The sequence below is a fragment of the Proteiniclasticum sediminis genome (assembly GCF_018128025.1).
Lineage (GTDB): Bacteria > Bacillota > Clostridia > Clostridiales > Clostridiaceae > Proteiniclasticum > Proteiniclasticum sediminis.
In genome coordinates this window covers 1-14,918 of record NZ_JAGSCS010000017.1, presented here as the reverse complement: position 1 = coordinate 14,918, position 14,918 = coordinate 1, and the positions used below count along the sequence as shown (strand labels likewise).

Below are 14,918 nucleotides of genomic sequence, written 5' to 3'. Positions count from 1 at the left end.
AAATGGGAACATCGACAAGTAACCGAGGCCAAAGCGGAAATACGCCGCTGGTTCCGTCTTGGCTGAGCGATAATGATGATGATCAAAATCCAGAACAATCTCAACCAAACCAATCACAGCCAGCGCAACCGCAGCCGGCTGACACTAAACGCTTTTCGGCGCCTCGCGGTAGCTTTACGCGCTATGTGAATAGCGGTGGAAACGGGAGCGGACATTTGCATCGGGCCGCGTCTAATTACGTGAGGCACTCATTGGGAGGTTCGCAAAACGCGACCACTCGGTTGGGTTCAGCCCGAAACAGCACCACTCGTCTACTTTCTGTATTTAACAGTTTCGCGAATCGTGGCGTAGAGGCTACAAGCAGAGATTACAAACTTGGAGATATTATCGGGAAAAGCGCGTCTGACGTTCTGGTACAAATAATGGACTTTGTCTGTCCCGACGGAGGGAGCACTGATGAAGGAATTGCCAGAAACTCGTATATTGAAGCGCTTTACACTTTACCCGATTGGGAGAACAAACCTTTTGAAGACCTTACTCCGCCTGAATTCCTCGTCTTTGCGGAAATTTATATGGCTAATGTCATAGAGGGGCGGCTCGTAAATGATATCGGAAACAAGCTATTTGCCTTGCCTAAAGATGTCGCACAAGTCGAAAGCATCCAAGAGCAAATCAAGGAATTCATTAAGGGCGCAGTTTCAGACGCTGTTTCCAAACTTAATATAGATATTAAGGCTATAGATACATCGCTAACAAAAACCATTGTTGATACTATATATCACACAGCATATGATATTTTGTCAGAACTGGAGGAATAGCGCATGAATAGATACTTTCTAATTGGTGATTATACTTCCAAAGAAGTCATCCTGACGAACAAAGAAGATTACGTGGAAGTTGCCATACCTTTCAGGGATAACGATAACGCCTTTCGTTATGGAATAGATCACTCTTTGAAAATCCTTAGGGATAATGGCATTTATCCAACCGAAGATGGCATTGATATTCTCTGCCTCGCGGGTTTAGTTTATCTGGCCGATACACGAATTTCACGTGGGCTCCACTCGCAAGATAGTTGGACAAGAGAAATCGCCATTGCAATACCTGTTTATAATTTTGAAAAGTGGAAGCCGCTTGAAGAATTGTTTATAAGGATGCTTAATTTTCTTACGGGAGACAGATGGTCAATATCATTCATCAAAAGAGATGAGAAACTTTCGGCAAAATCAGAGGATGAAACTCCACCGCCGAAATTTGACGCCGTTACCCTTTTTTCAGGCGGAATGGACAGCTTGATTGGGACTATCAATCACTTGGAAAACATGAATAAAACTGCGCTTATAAGTCATGCGGGTGACTCTCACACAAAGAACGCCCAAAGTAAGTTGTTATCTCATTTAAAAGATAAATATCCCGATCTTAATCCACTATATCTCGATTTATGGATGGTCTTTGAGAAAAACCTAATTCCTGGCGGAGGAAATGAAAACACAACGAGAAGCCGGTCTTTTTTGTTTATAGCATTTGGTGTCTTTGCCATGAGTGGGATGAAAGGTGTATCTACCCTGGAAGTTCCCGAAAATGGCCTGATAGCTTTAAATATACCGTTGGATGAACTGCGCACCGGATCGCACAGCACTCGGACAACACATCCATTCTATTTGGATTCATGGAATCAGGTGCTTCAGGGCTTAGAAATTGAATTCTCCGTTCATAATCCATATTGGAATAAGACAAAAGGAGAAATGGCTGATGAGTGTTTGGACAAGGAATTTCTCATGCAAGTGATTCAAGATTCCATTTCCTGTTCTTCCCCGCAGAAAGCCCGCTGGAGCGGTGCTACTCCTCAACATTGCGGGTATTGTGTTCCTTGTATCATTCGTAGAGCGGCAATGAACAAGGCATTTAGGGTTGAAAGAGATAACACTCCTTACTTAATTGGCAGCGTTTCCGAAATTACCGCCAACCACGCAAAAGGCAAAGGAGTACAACTTCGGTCTTTTCAAATCGCGATAAAAAAAATCAAAGAACAGCCTCAACTGGCTAAAATATTAATTCACAAGAGTGGCCCCCTTTCTGGCGATAGCGCTTATTTGCGAAAGCTGTCGGAAGTATATCGTAGAGGGCTTTTGGAAGTCGATGCATGGATAATTAAAAATTCCGATAATGGTGAGTAGAAGCAAGCGGGGGTATAAATCAGGCGTAAGGGTGGTGACTGGTTATGGACATTTATGATATGCACTGCCACGTTGATCTGATGCAATCCATGGACAACTTCAGCAAAGCGGCTCTGGAGGAACGAATCAATTTATTGGCTATGACAACAACGCCAAAGGCGTATGAGATTGAGAAAAAAAAACTCACTGTTTTCCCTAATGTCCAAGTCGCGTTAGGCTTACATCCGCAGCTTGTTTCTGAAAGAATTCATGAGCTTGCCTTGGTTGAAAAATACATACACACAACCAGATTTGTTGGCGAAGTTGGCTTGGATTTCAATAAACAATTCTATCGTTCAAAAGAACAACAAATTGAGGTGTTTTCACAAATCATTGGGTGGTGCCAGAGCTCACCAATGATGAAGATTATATCGATCCATTCCGTTCGCTCAGATAAAAATGTGCTGGATATTTTAGAAAAATACGATTGCACTAAGCATAATAATTGTATCTTGCATTGGTATTCAGGGTCGTTAAAACAACTCGATAGGGCCATTGAGCTCGGCTGCTTTTTCTCGGTTAATGAGTATATGCTTAATTCTCCAAATGGCCGGTCGATAATACAGAAAGTCCCTGTCGACCGATTATTATTGGAATCTGATGCTCCGTTCATATCAGATATAAAGACTGCTGAACAGCTTAAGCAAGTACTGAATCGTTGCATTAGTGAGCTAACCATAATGAAGGGGAAAGATACATCGTTAATAATTGCAGAAACAAGTCGTCGACTACTGAAGGAAGTTTGATGATAATGATATTGGCAAGCAATGCAAGTGTTAATACACTTGCGAAAATCACATTTGATTTTTCATCCTGGGAGAATCCCAGACCCATTACTACAAGCTGAATAAATCATTCATCAAGTAACAATTTAGTGCCTTTGAGTAAAATTAATATATATCTATTTGAAAAATTCTAAAGAAAGGAGCTGAACTCATAATGATAAAGATTGTTGATAATCAAGAACTCAAATTGGAATATAAGAAAGGATTTGGAGCGTGGACATACCACCTTAGAATTCCAGGTACTGCAGATATTGAGGGGAAATGGGGTTTTCTAAAGGTGTCCGGGACAATTGTTGGTTATGAAATAAAAAGCATTAATTTGGCTCCAAGAAAAAATGAAGACAAGATCATCTCGATCAATAGAAAGATCAGAGATGCAATCGGTAAAAGCGGCGGAGATACAGTTAATGTGACTTTGTTTTTGCACGATTGGAATGCTTGAAACATCTCAGGGCAAAATCCAAAATCTTTCAAGGAATTTACTAAAGATGACATCGATTCCTTTATTCAGTAGCAAAGTGATTACATCGAGGGCGAATGAAGGATCTGTAAATAAAGGAATAGTGCTGCTGGTCAGAATATTTCGGTAGCTCGTTTGAGCAATATCATCAAAGTTGAATTGTACCGTCAAGCAGACTTTTATTGATGAAAGGAGGAAAGGTGTATGTCAGAAGGTACACATAGGACATTTAAAATAGACAACCGACGCCTGTCTATTATCGTCTTTTCTCTTTTTTTCTCTTGGCTTCTTGCCTTTCCGTTTGAAGGGAAAATATTATACGCACTCGCGGATTACCATCACATTTCAGCCCGTTCTTTTGTGTTCGGCACAATGGCTGCACATTTTGCCGGACTGCTTGCCTGCGGTTTATTTGTAAAAAATATACGCACAGCCAAAAAGCTGATCCTTATATCCATTGCATTTTGCATTCTGGCATCCAGTGCATTTTTCCAACCGCCTTCAATTCTATGGACAGTAGCCCTGAACTCGGCAGCATTTCTAGTCGGTTGTTGCGTGGCGGCATGGGGGTTTTATTTCAAACACTACACGCCTAAAAATGAGCGCATTAAAACAATGGCTGACGGACTTATTTTCTCAAATATCCTTATGATCTTGCTTAATCTGACAACTATTTATATTTCCCCACAAGCAGGACTTGGGATGTCAATTCTTGTGCTGGGGACATCGTTTCTTTTTGCTATTAAACTCCCCGTAGGGGAAGCATTGGAAGTTCCAATGGTCCCAAGTGATGGCGAAACAAGAATAAGCAAAGCAGGCCCACTTGGATTTTTATGTCTGTTCATAGTAGCGATCAGCATTAATGCGGGCTTAATGTATCAGGTTCAGGCTCCTGCCTTCGCGCATCTGGAATGGCTTACTAGCTGGTATGGAGCCGCGCCTTACATTATAGCGCTGGTCATCATGCGTAATCTTCCCCGGAAAACAAATCGATCCTATATCCTTTACGTGGCTATTGCTATGATCGGGTTTTCGTTCATCGCCTTCCTGCTGATGGGGCGTTCATGGGCGGAATATATTGTAATCAACACACTTATGCTGGGGGCCTTTGGTGTATACGACCTGTTTTGGTGGAGCATCCTGGGCGAAATGTTGGAACTGGATAAGAATCCGGCCCGAATTATGGGCATTGGCCTCTCCGCCAACGTCCTCGGCGTGTTGCTCGGTGGGCTTATCGGAAACGCGACTGCTGGCGCAAGCGCCCAAAGTCAAAACCCCACACTATTAGCGCTTGGGGTCGTGTGTTTTACACTTGTCCTTCTCCCTCCCTTACATTCTCGGCTGATCAGTCTACTTAAAAACCATGTCTATTTGACCACAATTATTGAAATGCCAACCCAAGACCAAACTATGCTCATACAAAAATTTAACACATATGAGAAGCTGACTGAGCGCGAGGGCGAAATTGCTGCACTGCTCATTCAAGGCAAGACGTATAAAATGATTTCTGTTGAGCTGCATGTAAGTGAAAACACAATAAAAACTCATGTAAAGAACATCTATTCGAAAGCAGGCGTTCAGAGCAGGACTGAGCTGATGAATCTTCTTCTGGATATAAAAAACCCGTACGCAGATCCAATTAACACTGAAAAATGAAGATAATTAGACCCCTCACCCGAAATGGTGAGGGGTTTTTAAGTTAAAATCACCCACCCTGGCGATGCGCACATCGCTCTTAAAACATAATATGAAGATAAGCCATAACGAGCGAGGGGGGGATTAATTTGAATAAAATGTCGTGGTACGCACAGTGTATTCTGGCAGCCTCACTTTTTTGTGCTGCCTTATTAGTAACGTTGATTATCCTTCAGCCTCCGCATTGGAATTTCTACGCTATCCTTGCATTAACAGCAGGACTTATTGGTATGGTCATATTTTTTACTTTGAGCAAAAAAATGAAAGATGCACAACTAATCATCGAAAATCAAATTCTCCATATTCAGCCTGCTGTCCTTCGAGATCCAAGGAAAAAGGAAATAAATGGAGCGCAGCCATTCGAAACCATCGAAATGTTTATTTCCGGGTTTGGCATTTTACTTGGATTCAAGGTCGTGAAATTCAACCAAGACGGTATCAAATTAAAGGCAGTTGAAATTGGAAGGGACTTCATTTCTATCGACTACGGTACGGATGAGGAGGTCCGGAATATCCGGCTTATGCACCAAAGACCGGATCGAGATGTTCTCGTCAGCATTATTGAGAAATTTAGATATGAAACCGGAATCACCCCAATCGTCACAGAATAGCTTGATGATTGTTATAAAAACAGACGAAGGACTCACGAAAATCAAACGGGCAGGAGGAATAATCATGTATTGTGAACATTGTGGAACTGCTATTTTGGATAAAGCCCGATTTTGCGAAGGATGCGGAGCACAGATTAGTACTTCTATAGACACTACACCTACTGTGAATCTTGGGAGTATTGGTTACTCAAAGCGAATTCACGACCCAGCATTTGCCGGATATCTCAAAAACACCAATCGTTGGTCAGCCATTTTCTCCATCTTTCTGGCCGCTGCAGCAGTCCTCGGTTTTTATATATACGGGGAAACAAGCAATGAAATGGAGAACCCGCAGGCTTTATACATCGGTCTGGGAATCGGTGGCATGTTCTTGATTATCTCCCTCTATACCATCATAGCCAGGAAGAGAAGTAAAACCTGGGATGGCGTTGTGGTTGATAAAACCAGTAAGAAGAAAAATCGTCGACAGAGTACCGGAAACGGCAATAATGACTATGAAATCCACTACTATACTGAGTACGCAGTGCTAGTGCGGGATGTACATGGCAAAACGCATAGGATCACTGCTGAGGATGACACGACACTCTATGATTATTTTCGGGTAGGCGACCAGGTACGTCATCACGCAGGATTAAATTCTTATGAAAAGTACGACAAATCAAATGACAGTATCATCTTTTGCAGCGCCTGCGCGACTTTATGCGACATAAGCGACGATGTGTGTTGGCGTTGTAAATGCCCACTGCTAAAGTAAGGAGGATTCGATTATGGAAAAATACTGCACAAACTGTGGCACACAGTTGAGTCCAAATGCCAAATTCTGTCCCTCCTGTGGCATTGAGGTATACAGATCGCCTGATAAGGTGCAAACCCATACCCCCACACCACCACCAGCTACTGCTAAAAAGCGTAAATCTCCTCATGCAAAACTCATTATTTCAGTGGTTGCTGTGGTGCTGGCCATCGCTCTGCTGGTGACACAATTCCCAGGACTAATGGATTTACTGCCCATAGGATCTGATGTACATATCAAAGAAATAGGCGGACAGCCTTATGCGAACAGGGCCATCACCATTAGTGGAGAGGGCTTTGGCTATTATGATTCAGAAAATTGTCGGGCTGCTATAGACGGCAAGGATACACCCATCATCGATTGGGAAGAAAAAACAATCACATTGCTAGTTCCACAAGATATTTCTGCGGGGAAAAAAGAGATTCTACTAGCTAATCCGCCTTTTTTCAAAAAAAAGACCGTAAAACACGTATTTTTGGAAAATGCTAAGACCGAGCTTAAAAGGGTTATGCTGACCCCGGCGAAGGAGAGTATCGTCGAGGGAGAGGGCTTTGTCTTCATTGCACCCGCAGGAAGTGTAACGCAGGATCAGGAAATAGTGATATATAAATACAGTGCCCCCTCGTTCGACGATAGTCCATACTGGACTGTAGCTGACGAGTTTGAAATCACCGGCCCTGACGGTGGTCATTTATTTTTTCAAAAACCCGTATATTTCGGCATTGACGCGACAGACGCCGAGGAGGCGAATCACTCGGCCTTCCAGATCTACAATGAGTTCTCAGGTCTTTGGGTTTCAGCCGAAACCTGGTACGACGAGGGGCAAGCCCGCGTCTATCTTTCTACTACTCATTTCAGCAGTTTCAGGCGCTTTGTCAGTGATATGCGAACAGGCTTCGGTAGGCTGGCTCAAAATACAGTTGATGAAGCCAGTAAGAAAATTGATTATGCCACTGAAAAGCTTGGGAATGCCAGAGACGAAGTCGTTGAGCTCAGCCAGAACCTCTGGGTCAATGTTAAAGATGCGACGACAGAAAAATTTTTGAGAGTAACGGATAATAATGAACGGGTAATCGTGTATTTCAGGGAGTCTGACGCGAAAAACGACCCCTCCATCACTGATAAGGCCTACCTCATGGCGGCAGCTTTTTCTACCGCTTATCAGGAATATGAAGACCTGTTCGGAGCGGACAAAGTCACTACATTTTCAAAGAAAAGGCTTGTGTCAGGCTCTCCTGGAAAAAACCCCGTTACTGAGGCTGTTCCTGATCCCATCAATGTCTACATTGATCCACGCTACAACAATACCGGGGCCCAGGCTAAAAGTGCCACAACCGGTAATATCATCATGCCTTCAGAATATCCAGAAGATGATCTTGTATCTACCTGCGCTCACGAGCTGTTCCACACTGTGCAATACCGTACGCTTGGTCTCAAGCAACTATACATGTCAACTACCGGACTTAAAGATCTTCTTGACAACCGTTTTACTGGAAATACCACTGAGGTTTACCGTTTCTTTGCAAATAATGCCTGGTTTATGGAGGCAACAGCAGAGTATGCTGGGCGATTTATCGGTTCAAATATAGGAATTGGTGCGCCGATCCATGCATCTATTGAGGCAAATCGACCCTACTATGCAAGTAACGGCAGCCATGATTACGGAGTATCATCTTTCTTGGATTATATTCTGGCTACACGGCAGCCAAGTAGTTCGGAGCGGAAAGATGCCTTTAAGGAGATGTGGAATACTGTCACCGCGAATTACAGCATGGTTTCAAGCATTAATGTCGTGTTTGACAAATATGTACAGGATAAGCTGAATGAATCAGCTGAAACAGCCTATCTGAACTTCTGGAGGGAAGCTTTCTCTCGCAACTTCATGCCTGAAGTGACAGTCATTGCTGGTGGACTTCTTGATACCAAGGCGATACCCCGGGAAAAGGTCAGCTCAACGATGGATATACGGGAAAATGGCGTGGGGATTTTCCGGTATAGTTTGACGCCCGAATATATGTGGAAGGACGAAACCGCCCTGACGCGCTCATTCTGGTTTGAAAGCACCCCCACCTCCATGCGTGGTGACGTATATCGTCTCGACGGACTTGAAATGTCTGACCGCGAATCCTTTGAGCCTCACGTTGGCATCATAAACTCGGCGGATGAAGGTCTGAAAAATGCACTGATCCCCTATACCTTGGGTGAATCTCTCGGGCTTGTCGCTGTTTATCAAAACATGGTCAACGCTGATGAAACCGTAAAGTCGGTACTATCGTCGACCACAGTAAAATGGGACAATCAAAAGGATATCGAGAAAAAAGTGGGCAATACAACACTGAAAAGCAGCGATAAGTTGAAGTTCACCCCGACATTGCCAAAGCAAACTCCAGGCGATGAACCTTTTACCGCCCTGGTAACTCTCAATGACAACATAGATTATCAGACTGAAATCGAACGAGTGGAAAACGGTAAAGCCTTTCAGGTGGACGCTCCTATGAAAGACCAACCGCCTGACAATGTGTCGGTTAACATCAAAATATTCAGGGGCGAGAAACTCGTTCACGAATACCAGTCAGCGGAGATAAAAGCTGATGCAAAGGTCGAAATTTCAGGTCCGGCGACTGTTCGTTATGAACTGGACAAAAATAGCAGTCAGGTGAAGCATTCCTTCACAGGCAAGGCATCACCTGCAGGAGATTATGATTTTGAATGGAATTTTGGTGAAGGTTCATCACTACAGCGGACTGCTGGTGGCAGTTCTTCCGAGATTTCCCATACCTATGAGGGAGTCGGTGAATACACTGTCAAGTTGACACTGTATGACAAGCAGGGAAAGACACTTTCCTCCGATAGCGTGCGGATCATATTGGAGGAAAAAGACCTGGCAATCCCTACAGTTCCACCAGTAAGCTCCGAACCCATTCCAACACATTCCGAAACCAAACAGACGTATGCCTGGGTGCTGGTGGAGACTAATAACGAAAACTATCAGGCAAATATCGACAACACAAACAAGGGTGGGATTTATGAAGTAAGCGCATCGGCCTCGCCGGGGAGCTATACATCTACATGGAAATATATCGGTGATACTGATACCTATCCTGACCCTGATCAGATCAACGGAGAAAGCTTTGCTACCCAACTTACATTCTCAGTCCCACCTACGGTGATCAAGGGCGGCGAAACTGTTAGTTTAAGCTTTAATCTTGCTTTTACTGATGACAACCTTTCGTATTTTGACGGCCATGGAAGTGCACGTGCCGATTGGGGAAACATAAAGTTTAGCAATGTGGCAAAAAAGAGTCACTTTGAAATTTACTCTTCGGTCAAATACAGCAGTAAAAATGTGAAGTCGATCGGCGATACCATCTCAGCCATTATCCCCGCTGGTTACTCAGAAGGAGATCGGGAAGAGCTGTGGATAGGCGGCACCGGTTATGGCACATATTTCGTTTATGAGTGGAAGCAGATTCCTTGATTCAATACAGCTTTGCAGAGGAGGTTAAGGCTTTGTACTGCGAAAAATGCGGAAAACATAACCAGGAGGGGCAACGCTTTTGCTTCTCCTGTGGCGAGAAAATTCTAATGGCCAATGAGAAAGATCAGGATATGTCAAACACCGGTTTAGGTTTCCAGCATAAGAAGAAACTGAAAACAATAGTCACACCTATTCTCCTATCACTGCTGCTAGCCGCTTTTGCCATAAGCCAGATGACGCTTGGCATCATCGGGGAGAGAACGACGGGTGAAGTAACCGACTATTAACAGAGAATCTTTGTGGGTCCGGGGCAGGACGATAGTAATACCCGTGATGCCACGCGGTATGAAGTATTTTACAGGTTTACAGCCTCTAACGGAAAAGAGTATTCCGGATCGGTGACGAAGAGCTTTCCTCATGGAATAAAGGGCACGATCAGCGGTCCACCGCAGATTGTTGAAGTGCGTTATCTCACGTTTATGCCTCATATCAACATGTCTGATGGACAGACGAACATACTACCCGGCTTGCTCTTGCTGGTTCTTGCCTCATTATTGTTTCTTATCGGGATAAAGGGCAGCGTGACCATCGGTTCGATTCATGGTCGACGGAGCCATCATGATCGCATTAGATGAAATTGAAAGCGGCTTTTATCAATTCGCTTAGGAATGGAGAGTGATGAGTAGTATGCAAGATGTGCTCCAATGGGAAATTAAGGTATCCATATTTAAAAATTCTGTCATTTTGAAACAACTGGGGCTTGCCATTGGCATCCCTTTCGGGTTGATCGCACTAATAATTGCACTTAGTTCGAAGGGAAGCCGAGACACCATATATGCTCTCGGGCTCATCGCCTTACTGCTTATACTGACATGGCTGCTGATTATGTTAGTTTATCGAGGAAAATATGAAGTGGAGTTTGCATTAGACAATAATGGCGTGCTCTGCAGGACTAAAGCAAGACAGGCAAAAAGAAATCGCGTAATCAACTCGCTTACAGTCATTCTTGGTCTCCTTACCGGCAAGCCCACAGTCGCAGGCGCGGGATTACTGGCGCAGTCACGTCAAGAGGTTTTTATTCGGTGGAGCCAAGTTACAAAGGTAAAATACAAACCGCAGAGTCACACGGTTTTGCTTCGCAGTGGTTGGACAGGAAATATCGTCCTGTTTTGCACGCCGGACAACTATATTTTGGTGGAGCGACTAATCCGTCAGAAAACAGCTCAGACAGTTCCGGTGAGTCATCAATGAAGAGTAAACGGATGCCTCGAATGCTCATTTCTTTGCTCGGTGTCGTGTTTATCCTATGGGGAACAATGAGTGTCGCACTGGGTGTTTTTGGCGAAGAAACAACAGCATATGTCACGGATATCCGCAGAGAAGGCGGCGAGCGCTCGGACGGTAAGCCAGGTCGTTATACCTATATTACCAGTTATACTTTTACTTCACTGAACGGAAAAAAGATCGACGGATTTGCCAGAAATATCAGGGATGGAGCTTATGTGAAAGCAGACGGCACGTCAACTGTTCGAATAAGATATTTTAATAGCTTTCCCTATTTTAACGCAATGGAAAATGACACTGGTCTGAGAGGTGGTCCTCTTATCCTAATTTTGGTTGGAGGGGTTTTGATTTTATTGATGGCTCCAAAGCACGGCACTGGACCATGAGAATTTGGCAAATAAGTGAAGTGACTATAACAGGCGTTTACGGGGAATATGCTGTCATTGAGTGGGACGGCACGTCGTTCAAACAAATAAAATAAGTGGAGTGATTTATCTAATGGAAAAGAATAAGAAGCTTCTGGTCTCAATTGGTTTGGGTATAGTACTCTTGATTTGCGTACTTTTGTTTTTATCTTTTTGTTCAAAGCAACCTGATCAAAATCCAACTTCAAATAACAATGGCAGCACCCCTACCAATACCCCAACGAATACTAATACTCCAGCATCATCCGAGTTTAAAGTCGTAAACAAACCTGCCTTGGTGGAGGGTATGAAAGCCATTAAATGGGAAAACAACGATTGGGTTGAAGTGAATGATCCCGACAAAGACACATCTTGGTATGACTACAAGAAAAAACCGGAAGCCGGATCAGGAGAATGGGCAAATGCTAAGACCAGCGATGGATCATACTGGGTTTGGATACCTAGATTTGCTTACAAGATTAGTAATGAAAAAGTGGAAATAGTATTCTTGCAAAACAACTCCAACAAGGATGAAAACTCAAAAGAAATACCAGGTGAATTTACAGTTCACCCCGCATTTACAAATAAAGTTAGTGAAGGTGGCTGGGACACGGAGATATCTGGATTCTGGGTGTCAAAGTTTGAAGCGGCAAAGGACGATAACGGTCTAGTTTTTAAGCCTAATGTGTATTCGTACAATAATATCACCATCGGAGATGCTTTTGCCCTCAGTAAGGAATTGCCTTATGAAAACTCCTTTCCTCACTTGATCAAAAATAGTGAATGGGGCGCAGTCGCCTACTTGGCAGTGAGTCAGTATGGGAGGAATGGTATTGAAGTGTCACCTAATCTCACAAAGGCTACGCTTTCTGATGGGAAAACAACTTCTGTAACAGCAGGTGGGAACGGGGTCGATGGATTGGCTGCCTCTGAGCAAGAAGCTCTCGTTAAAAACGCTAGCCAAAGTACAACGGGAAATGTGTATGGTGTGTATGACATGGCTGGCGGATTATGGGAGAGAGTCGCTGCGTACATTAATAATGGCAATGACAACCTGCTTTTGAATGGCAAAGCCATTATGGAAGATGGCGATCCAAACGGCAGCAATAAATATAAAACCGTTTATCCGTATAATAAATCAGACGACACCAACGAAGCCAATTACAACCTGAACAAAGCAATCAAAGGGGACGCAATGTTCGAAACCTCCAGTGGAGTTGGATATAAATCATGGTTTGGTGATGAATCGAGTTTTATGTTTGGCAATGCTGTGTTTTTGCATAGAGGTGGATCTACGGTCAATAATCCAGGTGTAGGCATCTTTACGTTCAGCAATACGCCAGGGATGGCAGGCAATCCTTTGGGCTTCAGGTGCGCAATCATTGTAAAGTAAAGGGCAGAGTACAAATAATTGCACGCATCGGATATTTAGGAATGAGTAGTAATTGATTACATTCCAGAACGTGGTTTTAGTGACTAGAATTGAAAAGCAGCTTAGGTACACGCAGACAAAATATCAAGTACCTGCCTAACGCTGCTTTTCTTTTCTGTTTTCGGTGTTTTGTGATAATAAATGATCAATATTTGACTTAACGGTTAATGATTCTTTCAATTGTTTCTTTGAGATTGAATATTCCTTGAACGTGGATTTTTTCAATTCCCAGCATGTTTTCAGTTCCTGTTGAAGGTCTCTCATTGAAGGGATCTTGCTTGATGAAATCGAGTCAAAACCTTGCTTGGCGGATTGGTGAAGCAGAATGTTTTCGGTGTTCGACTCAAAATATTTAGCTGAAAATCCGGATTCTCGATATGCGGTATATATCTCCTTCGTTTTCGCATAGTTGATAATATGCTTCTTCAAATCAGTAAATTCAGTCATCCGTTTTTCTATTTCCTTGATCTGCTGTGACAGCTCGTGATAACGATCCGTCGCAGCTTTTGTTTTTTCAACCAGGGTTTCATAGTCGGTGATGTTATTCTCCGTCAGAAAATTGATGGTCTGGGCCATCTGTTTCAAATTGAAAACCTTCGCCCAGCGCTCGTAACCAGGACCTTTTCCTGCTTGCAGCTTGGCCTGAATGTCTACCAGAAGGTTGATCTTGTCCGGATTTTTACGATAAGGTCTTTTGGCTTTTGGCGTGTGGACAGTTTTTCCGAATATCGCAGATCTTATCTCTTCTTCAGAATATCCTTCACCCAAGGATCGCAATCTGGTGAATTTTTGCTGACCGCCGGCTTTGAAAGCCAGATACTGCCCCTGTTTCACTTCATATCCGGACTCCACCATCAGCTTGAGGAAAGTATCAAAATCTGCTGGCTTTTGCGCCGTGACAGTATCGATGGTTTGTCTCAGCTTTTCCTGCCAGGACAGCGGTTTCTTGTCACCCAGCCACTTGCCGTAATGAGACGGTCCCTGCTTTGGAGCTTCGATAATCGAGAGTCCGTTCTCAAGGCAAAGCTTGTCGCTGATTTTCCGGATTGCTTCGCTTGAGCCAAGGAAATTTCTGAATTTCTGTGTATGATCAATGGATGTGGAGTTAAAAATGATGTGATTGTGGATATGGGCATGATCGGTGTGAGTGGCGACGACAAATTGATACTTGCCTTTGGCAAAACTCATGGCCAGCTCATAGCCGATCTCCTGTGCCTTCTCCGGGGTGATCTCTCCTGGCTTAAAGGACTGCCGGATCTGATAGAGAACAATGTCGCTCTTCTTCTCTTCACTGCGTCCAATGTAGGTCTCGTATTCTTTCTTGCAAAGCAGCATCTCTCCGGCAGCGGTTTCCGGTTCGCAGCCATAGGCCTTGACGAGCTGTCCGTTGTTGGTTTTATCAGGATTGATGGCATAGGAAAGGCGTTCATGTACCGTGTGGGCCACGGTCTGACCTTTGATGACGTGCATGGGGATTAATCTCGTGGTTGCCACAGCGGACACCTCCTTCCAAAATAAAAAGGCGTAGCAGATTGCTCTACCGCGCCGTCACAGGATTATACTTTCTTTTCTCAAATAGCTTTCAGAGAATCATTGAATACACCAAGCAGCTCAACCACCTGAGTTTTGGCGTTAAGCGACGAATCTGAAACTAAAGATCCCTGAGGTCCGTTCATTTGAGCGGATTTCAGGGATCTTTATCGTTCACGAAACTTTAATTATTTTGTCCTGTTATGTTCGGTTATAATGTGATATACTAT

The 14,918-nt window shown here is 43.7% G+C and carries 13 protein-coding genes; 12 read left to right on the top strand and 1 reads right to left on the bottom strand.

The annotated features are described in order from the left end of the window. Nucleotides 1–2: 2 nt before the first annotated feature. From qatB to KCG48_RS11455, 12 genes are all read left to right on the top strand, one after another. Nucleotides 3–818 carry a Qat anti-phage system associated protein QatB gene (gene qatB, locus KCG48_RS11510; protein ID WP_211802351.1) on the top strand — a complete coding sequence of 272 codons (816 nt, stop codon included), beginning with the start codon at nucleotides 3–5 and terminating at the stop codon, nucleotides 816–818. 3 nt (nucleotides 819–821) lie between these two features. Further along, the gene (gene qatC / locus KCG48_RS11505; protein WP_211802350.1) at nucleotides 822–2,177 is read left to right on the top strand and encodes a Qat anti-phage system QueC-like protein QatC; all 1,356 of its coding nucleotides are present in this window, start codon (nucleotides 822–824) and stop codon (nucleotides 2,175–2,177) included. 44 nt (nucleotides 2,178–2,221) lie between these two features. Then, complete coding sequence (gene qatD / locus KCG48_RS11500) at nucleotides 2,222–2,962, top strand: Qat anti-phage system TatD family nuclease QatD (protein ID WP_211802349.1); 741 nt, start codon at nucleotides 2,222–2,224, stop codon at nucleotides 2,960–2,962. Between the two features lie 193 nt (nucleotides 2,963–3,155). Then, complete coding sequence (locus KCG48_RS11495; RefSeq protein WP_211802348.1) at nucleotides 3,156–3,443, top strand: DUF1905 domain-containing protein; 288 nt, start codon at nucleotides 3,156–3,158, stop codon at nucleotides 3,441–3,443. Between the two features lie 222 nt (nucleotides 3,444–3,665). After that, nucleotides 3,666–5,117: a helix-turn-helix transcriptional regulator gene (locus KCG48_RS11490; protein ID WP_211802347.1), complete on the top strand. Its 1,452-nt coding sequence runs from the start codon at nucleotides 3,666–3,668 to the stop codon at nucleotides 5,115–5,117. Nucleotides 5,118–5,245: 128 nt separating this feature from the next. Continuing rightward, nucleotides 5,246–5,767, top strand: a complete 522-nt coding sequence (locus tag KCG48_RS11485; protein ID WP_211802346.1) for a hypothetical protein — start codon at nucleotides 5,246–5,248, stop codon at nucleotides 5,765–5,767. Nucleotides 5,768–5,831: 64 nt separating this feature from the next. Then, a complete protein-coding gene (locus tag KCG48_RS11480) occupies nucleotides 5,832–6,521 on the top strand; it encodes a zinc-ribbon domain-containing protein (RefSeq protein WP_211802345.1) in 690 nt (229 codons plus the stop codon). A gap of 13 nt (nucleotides 6,522–6,534) precedes the next feature. Further along, nucleotides 6,535–10,038 (top strand): PKD domain-containing protein, encoded by a 3,504-nt coding sequence (locus tag KCG48_RS11475; RefSeq protein ID WP_211802393.1) that lies wholly within the window; start codon nucleotides 6,535–6,537, stop codon nucleotides 10,036–10,038. Continuing rightward, the gene (locus tag KCG48_RS11470; protein WP_211802344.1) at nucleotides 10,035–10,325 is read left to right on the top strand and encodes a zinc ribbon domain-containing protein; all 291 of its coding nucleotides are present in this window, start codon (nucleotides 10,035–10,037) and stop codon (nucleotides 10,323–10,325) included. The genes KCG48_RS11475 and KCG48_RS11470 overlap by 4 nt, the downstream gene beginning before the upstream one ends. A 391-nt stretch (nucleotides 10,326–10,716) precedes the next feature. Beyond that, on the top strand, nucleotides 10,717–11,289 hold the full coding sequence (locus KCG48_RS11465; RefSeq protein WP_211802343.1) for a hypothetical protein: 573 nt from the start codon (nucleotides 10,717–10,719) through the stop codon (nucleotides 11,287–11,289). Continuing rightward, nucleotides 11,286–11,708, top strand: coding sequence for a hypothetical protein (locus KCG48_RS11460; protein ID WP_211802342.1), 423 nt, complete (start codon nucleotides 11,286–11,288; stop codon nucleotides 11,706–11,708). Before KCG48_RS11465 ends, KCG48_RS11460 begins: the two co-directional genes overlap by 4 nt. Nucleotides 11,709–11,820: 112 nt before the next feature. Next, entirely contained in the window at nucleotides 11,821–13,119 is a 1,299-nt protein-coding gene (locus KCG48_RS11455; protein WP_211802341.1) for a hypothetical protein, read from the top strand. 135 nt (nucleotides 13,120–13,254) lie between these two features. Here the strand turns inward: KCG48_RS11455 and KCG48_RS11450 are convergent, their stop codons facing one another. Then, nucleotides 13,255–14,652 (bottom strand): relaxase/mobilization nuclease domain-containing protein, encoded by a 1,398-nt coding sequence (locus KCG48_RS11450; RefSeq protein ID WP_211802340.1) that lies wholly within the window; start codon nucleotides 14,650–14,652, stop codon nucleotides 13,255–13,257. Nucleotides 14,653–14,918: the final 266 nt, after the last annotated feature.

Bases quoted from the DNA above. Each gene is read 5' to 3' on its own strand.
- qatB (WP_211802351.1), top strand. From the start codon at position 3: ATGGGAACATCGACAAGTAACCGAGGCCAAAGCGGAAATACGCCGCTG.
- qatC (WP_211802350.1), top strand. From the start codon at position 822: ATGAATAGATACTTTCTAATTGGTGATTATACTTCCAAAGAAGTCATC.
- qatD (WP_211802349.1), top strand. From the start codon at position 2,222: ATGGACATTTATGATATGCACTGCCACGTTGATCTGATGCAATCCATG.
- KCG48_RS11495 (WP_211802348.1), top strand. From the start codon at position 3,156: ATGATAAAGATTGTTGATAATCAAGAACTCAAATTGGAATATAAGAAA.
- KCG48_RS11490 (WP_211802347.1), top strand. From the start codon at position 3,666: ATGTCAGAAGGTACACATAGGACATTTAAAATAGACAACCGACGCCTG.
- KCG48_RS11480 (WP_211802345.1), top strand. From the start codon at position 5,832: ATGTATTGTGAACATTGTGGAACTGCTATTTTGGATAAAGCCCGATTT.
- KCG48_RS11475 (WP_211802393.1), top strand. From the start codon at position 6,535: ATGGAAAAATACTGCACAAACTGTGGCACACAGTTGAGTCCAAATGCC.
- KCG48_RS11465 (WP_211802343.1), top strand. From the start codon at position 10,717: ATGAGTAGTATGCAAGATGTGCTCCAATGGGAAATTAAGGTATCCATA.
- KCG48_RS11460 (WP_211802342.1), top strand. From the start codon at position 11,286: ATGAAGAGTAAACGGATGCCTCGAATGCTCATTTCTTTGCTCGGTGTC.
- KCG48_RS11455 (WP_211802341.1), top strand. From the start codon at position 11,821: ATGGAAAAGAATAAGAAGCTTCTGGTCTCAATTGGTTTGGGTATAGTA.